Origin of the sequence: Janibacter sp. HTCC2649 (genome assembly GCF_000152705.1) — a bacterium.
Lineage (GTDB): Bacteria > Actinomycetota > Actinomycetes > Actinomycetales > Dermatophilaceae > Knoellia.
This window is the reverse complement of record NZ_CH672413.1, coordinates 974,701-994,231: the sequence shown is the minus strand read 5'-3', so window position 1 is coordinate 994,231 and position 19,531 is coordinate 974,701. Positions and strand designations below refer to the sequence as shown.

The 19,531-nt window shown below is 68.4% G+C and carries 20 protein-coding genes; 9 read left to right on the top strand and 11 right to left on the bottom strand.

Features of this window, described 5'->3' with window-relative positions; all coding sequences use genetic code 11:
• Positions 1-90: 90 nt before the first annotated feature.
• The 5 genes from menC to JNB_RS04775 form a co-directional block, all read right to left on the bottom strand.
• Positions 91-1,200: an o-succinylbenzoate synthase gene (gene menC / locus JNB_RS04795; RefSeq protein WP_009775287.1), complete on the bottom strand. Its 1,110-nt coding sequence runs from the start codon at positions 1,198-1,200 to the stop codon at positions 91-93.
• Positions 1,201-1,207: 7 nt separating this feature from the next.
• Entirely contained in the window at positions 1,208-2,041 is an 834-nt protein-coding gene (locus JNB_RS04790) for a hypothetical protein (RefSeq protein WP_009775286.1), read from the bottom strand.
• Positions 2,042-2,111: 70 nt separating this feature from the next.
• Entirely contained in the window at positions 2,112-3,320 is a 1,209-nt protein-coding gene (locus tag JNB_RS04785) for a hypothetical protein (protein WP_148232313.1), read from the bottom strand.
• A 104-nt stretch (positions 3,321-3,424) separates the two neighbouring features.
• Complete coding sequence (locus tag JNB_RS04780) at positions 3,425-4,048, bottom strand: alpha-ketoglutarate-dependent dioxygenase AlkB (RefSeq protein WP_009775284.1); 624 nt, start codon at positions 4,046-4,048, stop codon at positions 3,425-3,427.
• Positions 4,049-4,189: 141 nt separating this feature from the next.
• Entirely contained in the window at positions 4,190-5,212 is a 1,023-nt protein-coding gene (locus tag JNB_RS04775; protein ID WP_009775282.1) for a peptidoglycan-binding protein, read from the bottom strand.
• Positions 5,213-5,355: 143 nt separating this feature from the next.
• On the opposite strand from JNB_RS04775, the gene cax reads away from it, so the two are divergent.
• The 3 genes from cax (at position 5,356) to JNB_RS04760 (ending at position 8,050) form a co-directional block, all read left to right on the top strand.
• Positions 5,356-6,441 (top strand): calcium/proton exchanger, encoded by a 1,086-nt coding sequence (gene cax, locus JNB_RS04770; protein WP_009775281.1) that lies wholly within the window; start codon positions 5,356-5,358, stop codon positions 6,439-6,441.
• Between the two features lie 71 nt (positions 6,442-6,512).
• Positions 6,513-7,238 (top strand): DNA repair protein RecO, encoded by a 726-nt coding sequence (gene recO, locus JNB_RS04765; protein ID WP_009775280.1) that lies wholly within the window; start codon positions 6,513-6,515, stop codon positions 7,236-7,238.
• The gene (locus JNB_RS04760) at positions 7,235-8,050 is read left to right on the top strand and encodes an isoprenyl transferase (protein WP_009775279.1); all 816 of its coding nucleotides are present in this window, start codon (positions 7,235-7,237) and stop codon (positions 8,048-8,050) included. Before recO ends, JNB_RS04760 begins: the two co-directional genes overlap by 4 nt.
• 120 nt (positions 8,051-8,170) lie before the next feature.
• On the opposite strand, the gene JNB_RS04755 is transcribed toward JNB_RS04760, so the two are convergent.
• From JNB_RS04755 to JNB_RS04735, 5 genes are all read right to left on the bottom strand, one after another.
• Positions 8,171-8,587 (bottom strand): Fur family transcriptional regulator, encoded by a 417-nt coding sequence (locus tag JNB_RS04755; RefSeq protein ID WP_009775278.1) that lies wholly within the window; start codon positions 8,585-8,587, stop codon positions 8,171-8,173.
• The gene (locus tag JNB_RS04750; RefSeq protein WP_009775277.1) at positions 8,584-9,606 is read right to left on the bottom strand and encodes a metal ABC transporter permease; all 1,023 of its coding nucleotides are present in this window, start codon (positions 9,604-9,606) and stop codon (positions 8,584-8,586) included. The genes JNB_RS04755 and JNB_RS04750 overlap by 4 nt, the downstream gene beginning before the upstream one ends.
• The gene (locus JNB_RS04745; protein WP_009775276.1) at positions 9,603-10,415 is read right to left on the bottom strand and encodes a metal ABC transporter ATP-binding protein; all 813 of its coding nucleotides are present in this window, start codon (positions 10,413-10,415) and stop codon (positions 9,603-9,605) included. The genes JNB_RS04750 and JNB_RS04745 overlap by 4 nt, the downstream gene beginning before the upstream one ends.
• The gene (locus JNB_RS04740) at positions 10,412-11,338 is read right to left on the bottom strand and encodes a metal ABC transporter substrate-binding protein (RefSeq protein WP_009775275.1); all 927 of its coding nucleotides are present in this window, start codon (positions 11,336-11,338) and stop codon (positions 10,412-10,414) included. The genes JNB_RS04745 and JNB_RS04740 overlap by 4 nt, the downstream gene beginning before the upstream one ends.
• Before the next feature lie 225 nt (positions 11,339-11,563).
• Positions 11,564-11,845: a DUF6703 family protein gene (locus JNB_RS04735; RefSeq protein ID WP_009775274.1), complete on the bottom strand. Its 282-nt coding sequence runs from the start codon at positions 11,843-11,845 to the stop codon at positions 11,564-11,566.
• A 131-nt stretch (positions 11,846-11,976) separates the two neighbouring features.
• Between JNB_RS04735 and JNB_RS04730 the strand changes: the two genes are divergently transcribed.
• The 6 genes from JNB_RS04730 (at position 11,977) to JNB_RS04705 (ending at position 18,680) form a co-directional block, all read left to right on the top strand.
• Complete coding sequence (locus JNB_RS04730; RefSeq protein ID WP_009775273.1) at positions 11,977-13,392, top strand: glycine--tRNA ligase; 1,416 nt, start codon at positions 11,977-11,979, stop codon at positions 13,390-13,392.
• Between the two features lie 16 nt (positions 13,393-13,408).
• Complete coding sequence (locus JNB_RS04725; protein ID WP_009775272.1) at positions 13,409-14,242, top strand: hypothetical protein; 834 nt, start codon at positions 13,409-13,411, stop codon at positions 14,240-14,242.
• A gap of 74 nt (positions 14,243-14,316) precedes the next feature.
• Complete coding sequence (locus tag JNB_RS04720; RefSeq protein WP_009775271.1) at positions 14,317-15,414, top strand: LLM class flavin-dependent oxidoreductase; 1,098 nt, start codon at positions 14,317-14,319, stop codon at positions 15,412-15,414.
• A gap of 1 nt (position 15,415) precedes the next feature.
• A complete protein-coding gene (locus JNB_RS04715) occupies positions 15,416-16,075 on the top strand; it encodes an FMN reductase (protein WP_009775270.1) in 660 nt (219 codons plus the stop codon).
• A 135-nt stretch (positions 16,076-16,210) separates the two neighbouring features.
• Complete coding sequence (locus JNB_RS20270; protein ID WP_009775269.1) at positions 16,211-17,887, top strand: sigma factor-like helix-turn-helix DNA-binding protein; 1,677 nt, start codon at positions 16,211-16,213, stop codon at positions 17,885-17,887.
• A 193-nt stretch (positions 17,888-18,080) separates the two neighbouring features.
• A complete protein-coding gene (locus tag JNB_RS04705; RefSeq protein WP_148232312.1) occupies positions 18,081-18,680 on the top strand; it encodes a hypothetical protein in 600 nt (199 codons plus the stop codon).
• Positions 18,681-18,687: 7 nt separating this feature from the next.
• Here the strand turns inward: JNB_RS04705 and JNB_RS04700 are convergent, their stop codons facing one another.
• A complete protein-coding gene (locus JNB_RS04700) occupies positions 18,688-19,515 on the bottom strand; it encodes a sulfurtransferase (protein ID WP_009775267.1) in 828 nt (275 codons plus the stop codon).
• Positions 19,516-19,531 lie beyond the last annotated feature (16 nt).

Below are 19,531 nucleotides of genomic sequence, written 5' to 3'. Positions count from 1 at the left end.
CAAACGTAACTTGTTCACACGATGAGTCTGGCACTGAGTGCGCCCCAGCGCGCGGCGAGCGAAATGCCATGAGTCCTCGTGGCGCGCCGCTCAGAACGTCAGGACGTCCACCGAAGTCGTTGCTGCCTCGAGGTCGTCGGGGTTGGGCTCGATGCCGATGCCCGGACCGTCGGGGACTGCCAGTCGGCCCTCGTGGAGCACGAACGGCGCCGTGATGTCGCGCTCGTAGTAGCGAGCGGTCGCGGAGATGTCGCCCGGGAGCGTGAAGCCGGGCAGCGCTGCAAGCGCCAGGTTGGCTGCACGGCCGATCCCGGTCTCGAGCATCCCTCCACACCACACCGGCACGCCCGTTGCCTGGCAGAGGTCATGGATCCGGCGGGACTCGAGGTAGCCACCGACTCGTCCGGGCTTGATGTTCACGATCGAACAGGCGCCGATCCGCAACGCCGTGGCGGCGTCCCGCGCCGACCGGATCGACTCGTCGAGGCAGATCGGGGTGTCGACCCTGGCAGCCAGTCGCACGTGGCTGTCGAGGTCATCGGGGTCGAAGGGCTGCTCGATCAGGACCAGTCCGAAGTCATCGAGTCGACGCAGGTAGGGGATGTCGTTGGGTCCGTAGGCCGTGTTGGCGTCGACCTGCAGGTCGAGGTCCGGTCCGAAGGTCTCGCGGATGAGGCGCACCGGCTCGAGGTCCCAGCCCGGTTCGATCTTGAGCTTGACCCGGACATAGCCCTCGACGAGGTAGCCGTCGACAGCGTCGACCAGGGCGTCGAGGGTGTCCATGATTCCGACCGAGACGCCGACAGGGACGGACGTGTGAACGGCGCCGAGATGCCTCGCCAGCGACACCCCGAGGGCCCGCAGCTCCGCGTCGAGCACGGCCATCTCGATCGCGGCCTTCGCCATCGTGTGCCCGCGCAGGGACCGCAGCAGTCCCGGGACGTGGGCCGCGCGCAGGTCCGACTCGGCCGCGAGTGTCGGCACCAGCCAGCGGCGCAGGACCTCCTGCTCGCCGGACAGGTACTCCGCGAAGTAGTACGGATCGTCCTCGGCGACGCACTCTCCCCAGCCGATGACCCCGTCGGCCGTCGTGATCTGCACGAGCAATGCGTTGCGGTGGTCCTGACTGCCCACCGATGTGCGGAACGGCGTGACCAGAGGCAGCGCGACTTCGCGGAGTTCGACTCTCTCGATCTTCATCGTGGCCTCAGCGTTCTCGTGGGGTGTCGGTGTGGTCGGAGTCGGGGCGTTGCAGGAGGTACCAGCCCGATCGGTCGAAGCCGACGACCCGGTAGCCGGCAGCCATGGCGCCGTGCAGTCCGGCACGTACGGCCAGGCGCCACGCTCGCGCCGCATCCGGGTCGGTGCGGCGCAGCGCCTCGATGTCGGCGGGGACGGCGCATCGCACGAGCGGCGCCCACTCGGTCGGCTCAGTCGTGGGGGTCACGGGTCGCGTGCCGGTGACGTCGACGACGGCCTCGAAGGACTCCAGCGGCGGGAGTTCGGCCGGCGCGCCCTCAGCCACCGGCCAGTCGACATACAACCGGTCAGTGAGGTCACCCGCGTTGATGCTGTCGTTGATGACTCCGTAGAACTCCGGTAGGTACTCGACCGCCTGTGCGCCGAGGCGGGCAAGGTTGAAGTAGGCGTTGCGGCGGATGAGGGGGTCATAGGTCCAGGACACCGAGGCAATGCCGTGGCCGGCCGCCCAGGAGCGCTGGTGCTGCTTCATCGCCAGGCCGATTCCCTTGCCCTGCAAGCCCGGGATCACCCCGGCGACGTGCGAGTGCAGCGGACCGGAGATTGCGTGGAAGCCTCCGGCGACGCCGACCATCTCGTCGTCCAGGAAGGCCGCCGCGACGTAGCCGCCCGTGTGCGAGAGGGCCCGCATCGTGTCCACGGTGAACGGGGCGTCGTCACCGGGCCCGGCTCCCCAGACCTTCCGCAGGAGGAGGTCGGCCTCGCGCATCTCGGCGATCGCCGTGAGCAACCGGACGTCGAGCTTCCGGGTGTCCGACTCGTGGGTCCGCGACTCCTGCACGGACTGATCCTGCCAGCCGGGGGCAGGTCTGTGTCCAGAGCAATCGCCAGCGCGTTCCGCGCTGAGAGAGCTATGCGCGGTGTCGCAAGCCCGAGAGCCGACGGAGGCCGAAGCCGATGAAGAGCAGGGCGCCGGCCACGATAAGCGGCACAGCGGGGGAGGCGCCCGTCTGGGCGAGCGGTGGCGTGCCGGAACCGTTGGTCGCACCGTCGCCAGAACCCACCGGGGTCGCGGACGGTGTCGGCTTCACCGTCGGCTTCGTCGTGGGCTTCGGTGAGGAGGTGGTCGGCGTCGGCTTGGGGGTGGTCGTCCCCGTGCCGCCAGCAGGCTTGCGGAAGTCCACCGTGAACGCGAGCGACGTGAACGAGAGGTTGCCGACGGCATCGCGGGAGATGGCGAAGATGGTGACGTCCCCACGCTTGCCCTCCATGGAGGCAAACCATTCGGCTCCGTGGCCGGTCGGCTGGCAGGCCCAGTGACCAGAGGCGTCGGTGATCGCGTCGCAGAGGGGTTCGCCGCTGCCCTCGAAGGCGAGCCGGACCTCGGTGCCCGCATCCGCTGTGCCCGAGAACGTCGGCGTCCGGTCGGTGATCACTTCACCGTTGCGGGGGGAGGTGATGACGATGGCTCCGGGAGGCGTGGCATCAGCGACCACGTCGATGACCTCGGACTGGACCTCACGGCCGTGGCGGTCCTCGGCCACGATCTGCAGAGTGTGCGGGCCGTCGGTGAACTGGGCGTCCTCGACCTGCAGTTGCAGATAGCCCTCGATGTCGTCACGCACCACGCGAGGGTCGGTCACGGGCTGGCCGTCGAACAGGAGGCGGATCGTGTCGTCGAGAAATGCCAGGTGAGTGACTGCTGCGTCCACGGCGTAGTACGGCCCGATGGCGTCACCCTGCGACGGTGACTGGACCGTGATGACGGACAGCTCCTCCCACACGTAGTAGGAGAGGGATGCCGACCCCAGGGGGGTGTCCATCTCGTCGCGGATGATGGCGTCGATGTTGATCGACGTCTCGGGCGCGATCGGCTCGGTCACCTGGTACTCCCAGGCCCCGTCGGCCGCGGGCGTGACCGCCGCGACCTCGACGCCGTCGATCACGACGTGAACCGGGGGACTCGGGTCGGCGGTGCCCTGGATCAGCGGAGTGGGGTCCTCGCCATCGCTACCGGGCGCCGTGATGGTCACGTCTCCCGGTGCGGCGTTCGCGAGAGAGGGGACCGCGCAGAGCGAGAGCATGGCGCAGAGCAGGACAAAGCACAGCCGACGAAACACGTGAGGATCCCCTTGATCGGTGACGAACGGACTGATGCTGACAGGTGCTCGGCCTCCATGCACGCGAAATGACGCAATGTGGCGAGATCTCGCCACTGCCCTCGTCAGCGGATTCCGCGGGGCCGGAACTGGATCGAGATCCTTGGCCCGACCGGCTTGCTCGTCTTGGGGATGGCGTGGTCCCAGGTGCGCTGGCACGAGCCACCCATCACCACGAGGTCGCCGTGTCCCAGCGAGAAGCCGAGCGACGAACCACCCCCACGAGGCCGCAGCATGAGCGATCGAGCAGAACCGACCGACAGGATCGCGACCATCGTGTCCTGGTCCTTGGCCCGCCCGATCCGGTCGCCGTGCCACGCGACGGAGTCGCGTCCGTCCCTGTAGAGGCACATCCCGGCGGTGACGAAGGGCTCACCCAGCTCACCGGCATACGTGTCGGACAACGTTTTTCGCGCTTGCATGAGGACGGGGTGGGGGAGCACCTCGCCCTCCTCGTAGAACTTCAGCAGGCGGGGCACGTCGACGATGCGTTCGTACATCTCGCGGCGCTCGGCCTTCCACGGCACGTCGTCGTGGAGCGTGTCGAAGAGGAGGTCGGCGCCCGTGAGCCAGCTCGGTTGGTAGTCGACCCATGCCCCGCGAGACAGGATCGTGCGGTTCGGGGCGAGCGCCCCGAGGTCGATGGCGTCACCGGTGTCGAAGAGTGAGTGCTGCAGCGCTGCGGCCATGCCGCCGAGCCTACCAAAGAATCGAACGTGTGTTCTAGTGCAGAACACCGGGGTGTGCCGTGTGCACCACGACCGCTCCCGGGTTGCGGGAGCGGTCGTGGGCGTTCGTGGTGATCTCGTAGCGGATCGTCTGGAGATGACTCAGATCGTGAGCTTGGCCCACGTGACCGGACCGACGACTCCGTCGGCGAGCAAACCGCGGCTGGTCTGGAAGGCCTTGGCCTTGCTGACCGTCACCGAGCCGAAGACGCCGTCCGCGGTGCACGTGTATCCACGCGCGGTCAGTGCCTTCTGGGCGCCGATGACGGCCTGGCCGGAGGAGCCGGACTTCACCGTGACGACGAGGGCGGCCCACGTCTTGGGTCCCACGACGCCGTCCGCGAGCAGGCTGCGGGAGGTCTGGAACGCCTTGACCTTGCCGACGGTGACCGAACCGAAGACGCCGTCAACCGTCAGTGACTGACCGCGGGCCTTGAGCAGGTGCTGGATGGTGGTGACGCGGAAGCCGGTGGCGCCGGACTTCACGGTGGACCACGCGATGGTGGGAGCAGGGGTGGTGCCCCCGATCTTGGCCACGAGCGGTGCGATGCGCGAGTCGCCGGGGCGGACGTTGATCTCGAAGTGCATCTCGTCCTTGCGGCCCGAGTAGTCGCCACCCCAGCGCACGACACCGTTGCAGTAGGTGAGGATCGAGCGGATCCGGCTCACCTGCGCCGACGAGAACGTGCCCGAGGCGCCGAGTGGGTGTCGCGGCGCGTTGCAGTCGATCGCCGTGCCGGAGGCGTGGTTCGACAGGCTCGTGCTGCCCGAGATGACGCGGTAGTTGTAGCCCCAGCAGCCGGGCGTGACCAGGGCCTCGACCTCACTGTGGAAGCGGCGCGCGACGTAGCCCAGGATCGTGTGAACCTGTCCACCGCGGACGCCTGCCGGGAAGCTGTGGCCCGACACGGTGAGCGCTGTGATGCCGATGGCGCTCGCGCTGCTGCTGGCCGGCCAACCGTTCTGCGAGGTGGCGGCGTGTGCCGCGCTCGCTCCGGCGACGACGAGACCGCCGCTGAGGGCGAGACCGCCGGCGCCGCGCAGGAGCGTGCGCCGACCCACGTCCGGCGTCTGCGTGAGTGAGTCGTGGTCGTGGTCGCCTGCTTGGTCGTGAAGTTCACACATGGTTCTACCCCTCGTTCGATGCCTGGATGGCCTCTGCCGCAACGAACCTAGAAGTGCCCGGTCTGCGCGTACATGGGGAGGACTCCCCGCAGATGCCGCTCGCCGTCCGTATTTCCTGCCTCCGGAGCACTAGCCTGCTCGGCATGTCGACCGCAGTGGCCTCCCCGACGTTCGTCCGTTCCGACAAGGTGATCCTCGTCGGCTCACTCGTCGCGATTGCAGCGGCTGGGGTGGCTCACTTCGGGGGCTTCAACGCCGTTCTGGCGTTCGTCGTCTCGGCCGCCGCGGTCTGCCTGCTCGCCTCGCTCGTCGGACGCTCGGTGGAGCAGCTGGGCGACCGGTTCGGACCCGGCGCCACCGGGGTGCTCCAGTCGGCGCTCGGCAACCTGCCTGAGCTGTTCATCTGCATCTTCGCCCTCAAGGCCGGCCTCAACGAGGTCGTGCGAGCAGCGCTCATCGGCTCGATCCTCGCCAACCTCCTCCTCGTGCTCGGGCTGGCGTTCCTCGTCGGCGGGCTCAAGAACGGAACGCAGAAGCTGGGGTCCGAGCGAGCTCGCACCATCCTCGTCCTGATGCTCCTGTCGGTCACGGCCATGGCGATCCCGTCGGTGGCCCACTGGGTGCACGCTCCGGTGGAGGACCACGAGAAGACCTTCTCCGTCATCGTCTCGGTGGTGCTCCTCATCCTCTTCGCCCTCTCGCTGCCGTTCTCGTTGCGCAAGGAGTCGACGACCGACGACGCCGCCTCCAGCCACCACGAGGAGCCGCGCTGGCCGGTGGCACTGGCGGTGGGCCTTCTGGCCGTGGCGGGTGCCGCCTCGGCGTTCGTCAGTGACTGGTTCGTCGTCGCGTTGCAGCCGGCGATGGAGGCACTCAACGTCTCGGAGGCCTTCGCGGGTCTGGTCATCGTCGCGATCGCGGGCAACGCCATCGAGAACGTCGTCGGGGTCCAGCTCGCAGCCAAGGGTCAGTCCGAGTACGCGTTCTCGGTCGTGCTCAACTCACCGCTGCAGATCTCACTCGTCCTGGCACCGGTGCTCGTCCTCGTGTCGGTGCTCTTCGGATTTGGCGCTCTCACACTGGTCTTCGCGCCGATGCTGATCATCTCGCTGCTGCTTGCGGTGATCCTCACGGCGCTGATTGCCTTCGACGGTGAGTCGACGTGGCTCGAGGGCGCGACCCTCATCGCGCTCTACTGCGTCATCGCCACGTCGTTCTGGTGGGGCTGACGGGCAAGACGGTAGGCGCGACGGGCGGCACGGCATACGCGGATTGTCAGAGCGGCGGGAGACAATGGCACGTGCCGCTCTACCGTGACCAAGGGATCGTGCTGCGCACCCACAAGCTGGGTGAGGCAGACCGCATCATCACGGTGCTCACCCGCGGCCTGGGCAAGGTCCGGACGGTGGGCAAGGGCGTGCGGCGCACCAAGTCCCGTTTCGGCGCGCGGCTCGAGCCGGGGATGCTCGTCGACCTCCAGTGCTACGAGGGGCGCAACCTCGACACGGTGACCCAGGCAGAGACCCTCGAGTCGTGGGGTGATGTCATCTCGCGCGACTACGACGTGTGGACGGCAGCGAGTGCGGTGCTCGAGACCTGCGACCGACTGACGGAGGAACGCGAGCCGGCGCTGCAGCAGTACCTGCTGGTGACGGGTGCGATGCGGTCACTCGCAGGCAAGGAGCACGACCCCAACCTCGTCCTCGACGCCTACCTCCTGAGGGCGCTCGCGATTGCTGGCTGGGCACCGAGCTTCCACGACTGCGCGAAGTGTGGGGCCGAGGGGCCGCACCGGGCGTTCCACATCGTCTCCGGTGGTGCGGTCTGCTCGTCCTGCCGCCCGCCCGGGTCGGCGGCACCCGCGCCAGAGACGCTCCGGTTGCTTGCGGCACTGCTCGCGGGTGACTGGTTCATCGCCGACGCCTCCGACCTGCGCCACCGACGGGAGGGGAGTGGGTTGACCACCGCATTCCTGCAGTGGCACCTCGAACACGGGGTGCGCTCGCTCCGTATGGTGGAGCGGTGACCAGCCGCCCCTTCGCTCACCCCAGTGGCGCGCAGCCGCCGCCCCTTGCCCAGGCACAGGTTCCGGGCCACGTCGCCATCGTCATGGACGGCAACGGACGCTGGGCCAACCAGCGCGGACTGCCTCGCACCAAGGGTCATGAGGCGGGTGAGGGCGCCCTGCTCGACGTCGTTGCGGGCGCGATCGAGGCCGGAGTGACGCACCTGTCGACCTACGCCTTCTCGACCGAGAACTGGAAGCGCTCGCCCGACGAGGTCCGCTTCCTCATGGGCTTCAACCGCGACGTCATCCGGCGGCGGCGCGACCAGCTCCACGAGTGGGGCGTGCGCATGGTCTGGGTCGGTCGGCGGCCGCGACTGTGGTCCTCGGTCATCAAGGAGCTGGAGATCGCCCAGGAGCTGACCCGGCACAACACCGGACTCACCCTGTACTTCTGCGTGAACTACGGCGGGCGGGCCGAGCTCGGTGACGCCGCGCGGGCGCTGGCCGAGGACGTCGCCCGGGGTCGGATCAAGGCCAGGAACGTCGACGAGCGGACCCTGGCCCGCTATCTCCCCGAGCCGGACATGCCCGACGTCGACCTCTTCGTCCGGTCGTCGGGGGAGCAGCGCACGAGCAATTTCCTGCTGTGGCAGAGCGCCTACGCCGAAATGGTCTTCCTGGACACCCTGTGGCCGGACTTCGACCGGCGCGACCTGTGGCGAGCCATCGAGATCTATGCCGACCGCGACCGCCGCTACGGCGGCGCCATCGATCTCGCCGAGGCGTCCGGCGACGGGCAACAGGGGAAGGCTTCGCCGGAGGTGCCCTGAGTTTCTGCGCGGCTGGCGCCCGCCGCGCAGAAGCTGCTCAGCCGCGCACCCATGGGAGCGCGGATGGTCACGATGTGCGCGGCCGGCGCGAACCGCGCAGATCCCGCGAGGGACGCTGCGTCAGTGTGAGGTGCAGGTGCCGAAGAGCTCGATGGTGTGGGTGACGTCGGCAAAGCCGTTCTGGCGCGCGACCTCGGCGGCCCACTTCTCGACGGCTGGCCCCTCGACCTCGACCGTGCGCCCGCACTCGCGGCATACGAGGTGGTGGTGGTGCGCATCGGTCGCGCAGGACCGATACACGCACTCACCGTCATCGGTCCGCAGGACGTCGACGTCACCGTCGGCGGCCATGGCCTGCAGGTTGCGATAGACCGTCGCCAGACCGACGGAGTCGCCGCGGGACTGCAGCTTGGAGTGCAGGTCCTGGGCTGACACGAACTCCGGCGTCGCCGCCATGAGCTCGGCCAGCGCCGCCCGCTGACGGGTGGGTCGGCGCGAGCTGCCAGCGGTGCCGTGATCGGTGGAAGCAGTCGTCATCGAGAGACCTCCTCGGTGTCCTGGTGGGGTGCGTGCGTGTGCCCGTCGTGGGCGTGGCCGTCGTGCTCGTCGTAGTGGTCGGCGTGCGGCGCGTGCCGGTGCCCGTCATGGAGGTAGTCGACGTGGTCCTGGTGGGGGATGGCGGGGTGACCGCAGACGGGACCGTGCTCGTGCTCGTGGCGTTCCGCGCGCTCGTGGGCGGCGCGCTTGGCGCGGGTCACGAGTCCACTGATGACGCTCACGACGAGGAAGGTCGCGATGGCCAGCAGCACGATCGTCCCGCCCGAGGGCGTCTCGGCGTAGAACGAGGCGATCACGCCGCTCACGCTGGAGGCGACACCGATGAGCGAGGCCCAGGCGAGACTGCTCCGGAAACTGCGCGACACGAGCTGCGCCGTGGCGTTGGGGATGATCATCAGCGCCGTGATGAGGAGCAGACCGACGACCCGCATCGACACCACGACGGTGACGGCGGTGAGCACCGACAGCGCGATGTTGTAGCCCATGACCGGGAGGCCAACAGCTCGGGCGTACTCCTCGTCGTTGGCCACGGCAAAGAACCGGTGGCGAAGCACCCAGGTGACCCCGACCACGACGACCGCGAGCACGGCGAACACGACGATGTCGGCGCGGCTCGTCGTGAGGATCGCGCCGAAGAGATAGCCCGTCAGGTTGCCGGGTGAGGTCGCCGACGACTTCGAGATGAGGACGACGCCGAGCGCGATGCCGCCGTAGAACATGACGGCCAGCGCGATGTCGCCGCTCGTGCGGCCGGCAGCGCGGATCAGCTCGACACCCACGGCAGCGGCCACCGCCGCAGCCAACGCGGTCAGCACGGGCATCGAACCCGTGAGGATCCCGACGGCCACACCGGCGAGGGCGACGTGGCCTATGCCGTCGCCGATGAGGGACATGCGTCGCTGGACGAGGAACGCTCCGACGAGCGGTGCGGCCAGTCCGACGAGGACGGCGGCGATGAGCGCCTGCCGCATGAAGTCGAGGGAAAGGAGGTCGCTCATGACCGCGCCTTCCGTGGGGGCAAGGTGTCGGTGACGATCGCCGCGAGTCCCGTGCCGCGTTCGTCGGTGACGGGCGAGTCATGGTGGTGGCCGTCGCCGAGCTCGTGACCACGATGGCCTGCGGCGTATGCCGCGGGCGCACCGTCGAAGTCGACGTGCCCACCGTTCATGCAGACGATCCGGGTGACGACGCTCTTGAGGGGGGCGAGCTCGTGGGTGACGATGAGCATCGACGTTCCGCGCGCTGCCAACGTGGCGAGCACATCGGCGAGGATCCGCTGGTTGGCGATGTCGACCCCGGCGGTCGGCTCGTCCATGACGAGGACGTCGGGCTGGGCCGCGAGGGCGCGGGCGATGAGCACCCGGCGCTGCTGGCCGCCACTGAGCGACGCAACGTCCTCGCGCTCGCGGTCACGCAGACCCACGGCGTCGAGGGCCTCGTCGACGATCGCCGAGTCTGTGGCGTTTGCCGGTCGCCACCAGGGACGCAGGGGCAGCCGACCGGTCTCCACGATCTCGCGGACGGTGGCGCGCACCGACGCAGACAGCGAATGCCGCTGCGGGACATAGCCGATGCGAGGCTTGTCGTGGAAGCGTGCCAGGGGGGTCCCGAAGAGCGACACCTCTCCGCCGAGGTGGTCGGAGAGTCCGAGGAGGCCCTTGATGAGGGTGGTCTTGCCGGAGCCGTTGGGGCCGAGCAGGGCGATCACCTCACCAGGTCCCTGCGAAAGGGTGACGCTGTCGACGACCTTGCGATCGGCATACCCGAAGGACGCCGACCGCAGGGAGATGAGGGGGGCGGCGGTCACTGGCAGCCCTGACCCTTCTTGAGCGTCGCGAGGTTGGAGCGCATGACCTCAAGGTAGTTCTTGCCGGCCGATGCGTCAGTGAGACCTTCGATGGGGTCGAGGACGGCCACGGAGGCGCCGGTCTCCCTCGCGATCGTGTCGGTGAGGTTCTTGCTGACGAGCGTCTCGGCATACACCGTCGTGACCTTGTGCTCGCGCACGTGCTCGACGATCTCCTTCATTGTGGCCGCGTTCGGCTCGGCGTCGGGGGAGACGCCGGCGATGCCCTCCTGGTGCAGGTCGTAACGGTCGGCCAGGTAGGCGAAGGCCGCATGCCCGGTGACGAGGTCGCGGTTGGTGCAGGTCTTGAGTCCCGTCGCGAATTCCTGGTCGAGCGTGGTCAGCTCGGCGACGAACGTGTCCGCATTTGCCGCGTATGCCGCCGCGTTGGCCTTGTCGACCTCGCTGAGTTTCGCTGCGATCGCCTTGACGGCGCTCTCGTAGCGCACCGGGTCCAGCCAGAAGTGCGGGTCGACGCCCCGGTGGGCCGGATCGTCACCAGTGTGCTCGTGCCCGTCGTCGGTGGCCTCGATGGTCAGGTCGACGGCAGATGCGACGTCGAGGGTCTTGGCCGTGTCCACCTGCTTGAGCGCGTCGTCGACGGCGGGCTGGAACCCGTGCTCGTAGACCGTGAGCGCCGACTTCCCGACGTTGACGACGTCGCGCGGGGTGAGCTCGACATCGTGGGGCTCTGCTCCGGGCTTGGCCAGGTTGGTCACGGTGACGTGGTCGCCTCCGACGCGCTGGACGGCATACGCCAAGGGGTAGAAGGCGGCGGTGACGGCGATGGTGCCGTCGGCAGTCCCGGCTGTGTCACTCGAGCCACTGCAGCCGCTGAGAGCGAGGGCGCCGACGATCGGCAGGGCGAGGAGGAAACGCTTCATGACAATCATTCTCAACTCAGTTGAGAATGATTGTCAACTCCGGTCCCATCTCCGTCTTCGTGCCCCGCACGGACAACTCGCTGGCGCTCGCCGTCCGGTCTCATCTCCGTCTTCGTGCCCCGCACGGACAACTCGCTGGCGCTCGCCGTCCTGTCCCCACTCCGTCTTCGTGCCCCGCACGGACAACTCGCTGGCGCTCGCCGTCCGTGCGGGGCACGAAGACGGTCAGTTGGGGACGCCCTGGGTGATGGTGACCGCGGCGGCGATCGCGACGACGGCCACGCGCATGAGGCGCTCGGGCGACGTGAGGCGGGGCCAGCCGAGGAGCAGCAGCCAGAGCAGGAAGAGCGTCACGATGGCGATGAGGATCCAGCCCCAGCCCTCGATGACGATGCCCGCGACCATCAGTCCGAGGACGAGGAGGAACGGGACGACGCGGGGGAGGCCGGCCAACGTCTGGAGGATGGGCGCACTCGTGCGCTCGAAGGATTCGCGTAGGGGTGACACGAGCGAGGAGCCTACGCGAGCAACCGGCATACGCCGATGGTCGACCGGGGCGACCGCACGGGATCGCGAGGCGATCGCGGTCGGCGAAACCGATGCGAGGAGCGTGCTCAGCGGCCAGTAACCTTGCGCCCATGGCCAAGGAAACCTCCACCGTCGATACCGTCGTCAACCTCTGCAAGCGTCGGGGCTTTGTCTTCCCGAGTGGGGAGATCTACGGCGGTACGCGTTCGGCGTGGGACTACGGCCCCCTCGGTGTCGAGCTCAAGGAGAACATCCGCCGCCAGTGGTGGAAGTCCATGGTGATCGGCCGTGACGACATCGTCGGTCTCGACTCCTCGATCATCCTGCCGCGCGAGACCTGGGTTGCCTCCGGTCACGTCGGCACCTTCACCGACCCGCTGACCGAGTGCCTCAGCTGCCACAAGCGCTTCCGCGTCGACCACATGCAGGAAGCCATCGCCGACAAGGCCAACAAGCGGGCCGCTGCGGATGCGCAGGTCGACCCCGACTCGATCCAGCTCGCCGACATCGCCTGCCCGAACTGCGGCACCCGCGGCCAGTGGACCGAGGCGCGCGAGTTCAACATGATGCTCAAGACGCACCTCGGTGTCATCGAGGACGACAAGGGTCTCGCCTACCTGCGGCCCGAGACGGCGCAGGGCATCTTCATCAACTTCCTCAACGTCATGCAGACGTCGCGCAAGAAGCCGCCGTTCGGCATCGCCCAGACCGGCAAGAGCTTCCGCAACGAGATCACGCCCGGCAACTTCATCTTCCGCACGCGCGAGTTCGAGCAGATGGAGATGGAGTTCTTCGTCAAGCCCGGCGACGACGTCGAGTGGCACCAGTACTGGATCGACGAGCGCACCCGCTGGTACGTCGACCTCGGCATCAACCCCGACAACCTGCGGCACTTCGAGCACCCCGCCGACAAGCTGTCGCACTACTCGACCCGCACCGTTGACATCGAGTACCGCTTCAACTTCGCTGGCAGTGAGTGGGGCGAGCTCGAGGGCATCGCCAACCGCACCGACTTCGACCTCAAGACGCACACCGAGCACTCGGGCACCGACCTCCTCTTCTTCGACCAGACCACGGGCGAGAAGTACACGCCCTACGTCATCGAGCCGGCGGCCGGTCTCTCTCGCAGCCTGATGACCTTCCTCGTCGACGCCTACGCCGAGGACGAGGCACCGAACACCAAGGGTGGTGTCGACAAGCGCGTCGTGCTCAAACTCGACCGTCGCCTCGCGCCGGTCAAGGCCGCGGTCCTGCCGCTGTCGCGCAATGCCGACCTCTCGCCCAAGGCCCGCGACCTCGCGGCAACCCTGCGCAAGCACTGGAACGTCGACTTCGACGACGCCGGCGCCATCGGCAAGCGCTATCGCCGCCAGGACGAGATCGGCACGCCGTTCTGCATCACGGTCGACTTCGACACCCTCGACGACCAGGCCGTGACGATCCGTGAGCGCGACACCATGGCGCAGGAGCGCGTCGCCCTCGACCAGGTCGAGGGATATCTCGCCCAGCGCCTCATCGGCTGCTGATGGCCGGGGCCGCGCAGTGAGTGACGAGGTCGTTGCCGCTGCCGCGGCGCAGGTGTATGCCGTTCCGCTGGGTGAGTTCGTCGCCTCGCGGAAGGCGTTGGCTGTGTCCGCGAAGGTCGCCGGCGACGCGGCCGCGGCCAAGGAGATCCTCACGCTGCGCAAGCCAAGCGTCAGTGCGTGGGCGATGAATCTCGCCTCCCGCGAGGACTCGCGTGTCATTGGCGACCTCGTCGGGCTCGGGGCCCGGATGCGCGCCGCCCAGGCTCGTCTGGATGCCAGCGTGCTCACCTCGGTGAGGGGTGAGCGGGACGCGAGCGTGGCGGCATACGTCGCACTCGTCGCCCAGGTGGCGACGACGGCAGGCGGCGCACTCAGCGCCAGTGGTCTCGACGAGGTCCGCGCGACGGCGATCGCGGCGCTCGCCGACGAGACAGCCGCGCAGGCCTTGGCGTCGGGACAGCTGACGCGGGCGTTGAGCTACAGCGGTTTCGGTGAGGTCGACCTGTCCGGCGCGGTGGGGGTCACGAGCTCGGGCTCGATCATGTCGGTCCTCAAGGGCGGCAAGCGCGACGTGGAGCCGGAGGCTGCGTCCCAGGCGCCAGTGGGGGAGCCGGAGGACGACGACGAGCTGACCGATGAGGAGATCGCCCAAGCAGTGGCCGAAGCGAAGGCAGCCAAGGCGGCGGCCAAGGTGCGGCGTCAGGCCGAGGCGGAGGTTGCCGAAGCCGAGGCGGAGATGAAGGCCGCCCAGGCAGATCTGGATGCCGCGGAGAACGCAGCCCGCGCTGCGCGCAAGGCGCTCGTAGCCGTCCAGAGGCGCCTCGACGCCGCTCGCGCCGCCCTGAAGTGACCCGTGGGAATGTCCCGGCGGGATCACCTGTTCTGGTAGATGAACATTCAACTACCTAGCAAGGAGTGACTGAGATGGAGTTCGGCATCTTCACCGTCGGGGACGTCACGACGGACCCCACCACCGGCCAGACGCTGTCGGAGAACGAGCGCATCAAGGCCACCGTCGCCATCGCCAGGAAGGCTGAAGAGGTCGGACTCGACGTCTTCGCCACGGGCGAGCACCACAACCCGCCGTTCGCCGCGCCCGCCAACCCCACGGTCCTCCTCGCGCACATCGCCGCCCAGACCGAGCGCCTCGTGCTCTCGACGTCGACGACGCTCATCACCACCAACGACCCGGTGCGGATCGCCGAGGACTACGCCTACCTGCAGCACCTCTCCGACGGCCGTATGGACCTCATGATGGGTCGCGGCAACACCGGCCCGGTCTACCCGTGGTTCGGCAAGGACATCCGTGATGGGCTCGATCTCGCGATCGAGAACTACGCGCTCCTGCGCCAGCTCTGGACCGAGGAGAACGTCACCTGGCAGGGCAAGTTCCGCACGCCGCTGCAGGGGTTCACGTCCACGCCTCGCCCGCTGGACGGCATACCCCCGTTCGTCTGGCACGGCTCGATCCGCAGCCCGGAGATCGCCGAGCAGGCCGCCTTCTACGGTGACGGCTTCTTCCACAACAACATCTTCTGGCCGCTGTCGCACACCAAGCAGATGGTCAACCTCTATCGCCGGCGCTACCAGCACCACGGCCACGGCAAGCACGACCAGGCCATCGTCGGACTCGGCGGGCAGGTCTTCATGCGCGCCAACAGCCAGGATGCGGTCCGCGAGTTCCGTCCGTACTTCGACAACGCCCCGGTCTATGGCCACGGACCCTCGCTCGAGGAGTTCTCGCGCGAGACCCCGCTGACCGTCGGCTCGCCGCAGCAGGTCATCGAGCGCTACGCCACGATGGCCGACCACGTGGGTGACTACCAGCGCCAGCTGTTCCTCATCGACCACGCGGGACTGCCTCTCAAGACCGTTCTGGAGCAGCTCGACATCCTCGGTGGCGAGGTCGTGCCCGAGCTCCGCAAGATCGCGGACGCACGTCGTCCCGCCCACGTGCCGACCACGGCACCCCGCCACGCCGAGCGCCTCAAGGCCCTCGACGGAACCCCAGTGGAGGTCTGACATGACCCGTCGCATCGTCGGGGTGAGCGCCGGACTGTCCGAGCCCAGCTCGACACGTCTGCTCACCGACTCGCTGACCGAGGCCGTCCGACGCCACGTCACCGCCCATGGCGAGGACGTGAGCGTCGAGGTCGTCGAGCTGCGGCCCCTGGCGCGCCTCATCGCCGACCAGATGATCACCCGCTTCCCGAGTGGGGAGCTGACAGATGCGATCGAGAAGGTCATCGGTGCTGACGCACTCATTGCCGTGACCCCGGTGTTCTCGGGGTCCTACAGCGGGCTGTTCAAGAGCTTCTTCGACAACCTCGACGTCAACGCCCTCGACGGCAAGCCCGTCCTCGTGGGCGCCACGGGCGGCTCGGCACGGCACTCGCTCATGCTCGACCACGCCATGCGTCCGCTCTTCAGCTATCTCCATGCGTCGGTCGTCCCGACGGGCGTCATGGCGGCGACCGAGGACTTCGGAACTCCGGGCCTCGACCGTCGCATCGACCGCGCCGCCGCCGAACTTGTCGCAGCGCTGCTCGGCGTGACGGCCGGTGCGGCGTCGGCGCACTCGGGCTTCCTGCCCGCCAATGACGAGCAGCGCGAGGCGGGCTTCACCGACCGCTTCGACGAGGTCACCGACTTCACCGAGCTACTCCGCCGCGTCACCGACTGACGACCCGCCGGAACCCCGTTTCGTGCGACTTCGTGCCCAGCACGGACACGCCCAGCCGGCCGAAGGCCGCCCAGTCGTGTCCGTGTGGGGCACGAAGTCGGTCCTTGGGTTGCTGGGTACTGGGAGACTGGGGGAGTGGCTCCGTCGCGAAACGAGGTCGATGACGACTTCGCCGAGTTCGTGCGTGCTCGCCAGCACCAGGTGCTGCGCGCGGCGCACCTCCTCTGCGGCGATCCTCGGGTGGCCGACGACCTCACGCGCGATGCCTTCGTGGTGCTGGCGACGCGCTGGAGCAAGATCCGGGACGACTCCCCGGACACCTACGTCCGATCGGTCCTCTATCGCGACGCGATGAGGCTGCGGCACACGGGAGCTCACGATGTGCCGGCTCTGGACCGCCTCAGCCAGAAGCAGCGGGCCGTCACTGTCCTGCTCCACTTCGAGCACCGCTCCGAACACGAGGCGGCTGAGATCCTCGGCATCTCGGTCGGCGCCGTGCGGAGCCAGGCCCACGCGGGGGACGGCCTCGACGGGTCGCTCCTCGACGCGGCCGAACCCGTGGCCGAAAGGGACTACGTCGATGCCGCTCAGTCGGGCGCCCAGGCGAAGAAGCTGAGGCGGCGCCGCTTCGGGATGGCCACTGCCGCCGCGGTGGCCCTCGTCGCCGCGGCGATCGTCATCGTCCCGCGGGGTTCCACGACCGGCCGAGTAGATCCCGCACCGTCGCCATCGATTCGCCCCACGTCACTTGCGCCAACGGTCGACGGTGAGCCCAACACCTTCAGCCTGTTCTCCGTGACGACTCAGGTGGGGCCAGATCTCAGCCAGGTCAACGCATTGCCCAAGATCGATGACCTCACGAGGAGCCAGCTCGCCCTCCCCGAAGTGTTGACCTTTGGCACGGAGACGGTCATGCCCACCCTCAGTGAGGTCGGCAACAACAGTGCTCCGGTGCGTGCGGTGCTCCTGAGGAACACGCCCGACGGAATGCGCCCCGTACTCGTGAGGCCGACCCTGAGCAAACCCTTCATGCTCGTCGACACCGTCACGCTCTTCCCGAACGTGGATGAGGGTGGGAACAGCTCTGAGCCCCTCGAGGTCACGGCCATCGCCAACGACCGCCGGCACGTGATGTTCCTTCAGCCCGGCAAGGTCCTGGTCCTCGACGCGTTCTCGGGCAAGGTGACGACGTTCGCGGTGGACGACCCCTACCTCGAGGCAGGCGGGTGGACGTCCGATGGACAGTCGGTCATCGCGTCGTCCGGGACCCGTCAGTGGCGCATCACGCCAGCCACCGGAGCGGCAGATCGGTTGGGCGAGGTGGGTGCGAACCCCGGCAGTCACAAGGTCGTGGTCGATGACGATGGCACCATGCGCGTCCTGGAATATGACGCCGGCGGCAACGGCAGCAGGACCATCGGTGGTCCGCGCGTGCTCAGTCAGGTCTGGGGGACGACCTTCACCAATGCCGAGAGACGCCTGGCGACCGGCGGTTTCCTCAACCGGTCAGCCGAGGTCTTCGCCAACGAGGTGCAGCCCGACAAGTTGTTCCAGGGCGTCTTCGCCGTCGACCGCGACGGGGTCACGTCGGCCAGGCTCCTCTTGGCGCCTGGCACCGAGGGTGTGTCCTTGGGGTGCTGTGAAGTGCTGGGCTGGGCCTACAACGACCAGGTCCTCATCCGCTGGAACGGCCGCGACCTGCTCGCATGGAACGTGGGCACGGGTGCCGTGACCCGCGTGTCGACGCTTCCGGACAGCGACGAGGGTTCACCGATGGGCAAGCCCGGACTCACCGTCGCGCTGGCTCCCTGAGCCGCTCTCGATGGGACGCTCGGGCTCGGTGAGGCCAGCGTGCGGCCCACGCTGGCCACGCCGCGATCCGGGCGGATGGCCCGATGGTGCAGGGACGCCCTCAGTTCGGGCCATTCCCGCCGGCAACGGGCCGCAGTAGCGTCCAGAGACCGCGCATTCCGGACGCTCCGGGACAAGCGGTCCAGGAGGAGTCATGACGAGGAAGCTCAGCCGTAGAGGGCGCGTCGCGCCCATCGCAGGGATGGCCGTGGTGCTCGTCATGGGACTCGCCACGACTGCATCCGCTGCGCAGCCGTTCACCGAACACTGGGACGACGATTTCACGGTCGTGCACCGTGCAGGCTCGCAGGACTTCTGCAACCTGCCGTTCGTCGTCGTCGCGCATGTCCAAGAATTCGGCAGCTTCGTAGGTCACAACCGGGGACCGGCAGGGCTCTTCTACGGAGCAGCCACGTTCAAGGGCACCACCACCTGGACCAACCCGGCCAACGAGCGCAACTACCGCGACGAGTACTCCGGCACGGACCGTGACCTGAAGGTGGTCGACAACGGCGACGGCACGCTCAGCTTGCAGGTGAAGCAGACCGGGCCCCACCGGTATTACGACAACGGCACGCTCGCGTTCATCGACACAGGGATGGTTCGCTTCACCCTCACGTTCGACAATGGCGGCACGCCGACTGACCCATCCGACGACGGTGAGGGGCAGTTCGTCAGCCTTGACGGGCTCACGGGTCTGCAACAGACCGACGGCCGCGACTTCTGCGCCGACCTCGTCGAGTTCCTCGGCTGACGCGCCCTCACGCCCCCGGCCCGATCTCGATGGGACGCTCGGGGTCGGTGATCCAGTGGCTCCACGAGCCGATGTAGGGCGCGGCCTCGAACCCGGCAAGGTGCAGCGCCAGCGCCGTGTGGGCGGCGGTCACGCCGGATCCGCACGACGTGCCGATCTCGCTGTCGTCGTTGACGCCCAGCCCGGTGAAGTAGTCGCGCAGCTCCTCGACCGACCGGAAGCGGCCGTCGGCCTCGAGCTGCTCGGCCATCGGAGCGTTGCGGGCACCGGGGATGTGGCCGGCAACCGGGTCGATCGGCTCGGTCTCACCCCGGAAGCGTTCTCCCGCACGGGAATCGAGGAGTATGCCGTCCTGTGCCACTCTCGCTGCGCCCGCCGCATCGAGGACCGGCACCGAACAGACGCTGACGCTCACGTCTCCCGCGCGTGGAGTGGGGATGGCCGTCGTCACGGCAAGTCCGGCCGCCTGCCACGCCGCGAGGCCACCATCGAGCACCTGAACGTCGGACAGCCCGGCCCAGCGCAGCACCCACCAGGCACGGGCGGCGGCGAGCGACGTCGACTGGTCGTAGAGGACGACGCTGTCACCGTTGCTCACACCAACAGCTCGCAGACCGGCCTCCAACACGTCAGCGTCAGGCAGCGGGTGCCGGCCGCCCTCACCGGGCGGCCCCGCAAGCACGGCGTCGAGGTCGAGGTGAGGTGCGTCGACGAGGTGCGCTGCGGCATACAGGGCTGGTCCGTCGCCGGCCAACGTGTATTGGACGTCGAGGACTCGCACGGTTCCGGCCTCGATGGCGGGCGCGAGCTCGACCGGTGTGATGAGCGTTGACATGAAGGACAGTCAACCA